This is a genomic window from Burkholderia territorii, assembly GCF_902833055.1.
Lineage (GTDB): Bacteria > Pseudomonadota > Gammaproteobacteria > Burkholderiales > Burkholderiaceae > Burkholderia > Burkholderia territorii.
The window spans coordinates 1-477 of sequence record NZ_CADFEJ010000124.1; the positions used below are offsets into that span (position 1 = coordinate 1).

A 477-nucleotide genomic window follows, 5' to 3' on the forward strand; every position below is an offset into this window, starting at 1 on the left:
GCGCCTGTAGTTTTTACAGCCAGTGGGGTGCGACGGGATTTTTTTGGCATGCCCCGTCGCTCCTGACATTTTTGTTACACCTCTTACGGACGGCGATCCCGCGCGTTACAGCTTCCTTTCGATCGCTTGGCTACACTCAGCGCCATTGGTTCACGCAACCCCGTACTTCAACGAACAAGAGCGTTCATCATGGCGAACACACTGATCAAACTCGTCGCGGTCGCGGCCCTGGGCGCCGCCGTTTCGATGCCGGCCCTCGCGCGCGGCGACCTGAACAATGCGCTGGGCGGCGCGCTCGGCGGCGTGGCCGGTGCCGCGCTCGGCGGCGCGGTGGGCGGCAGCACCGGCGCGGTGATCGGCGGCGCGGTGGGCGGCGGCGCCGGCGGCGCGGTCACCTCCAGCCGGCGCGAGCGCACCGGTGCCATCATCGGCGGCGCGCTCGGCGGCGGCGCCGGCACGGCGGCCGGCAACGCGATG

General features: G+C 69.8%; 1 pseudogene. It reads left to right on the forward strand.

The features are described 5' to 3' along the window. Positions 1 to 189 precede the first annotated feature (189 nt). A pseudogene (locus tag HW466_RS31335) lies at positions 190 to 477 on the forward strand (hypothetical protein); the annotation flags it as partial.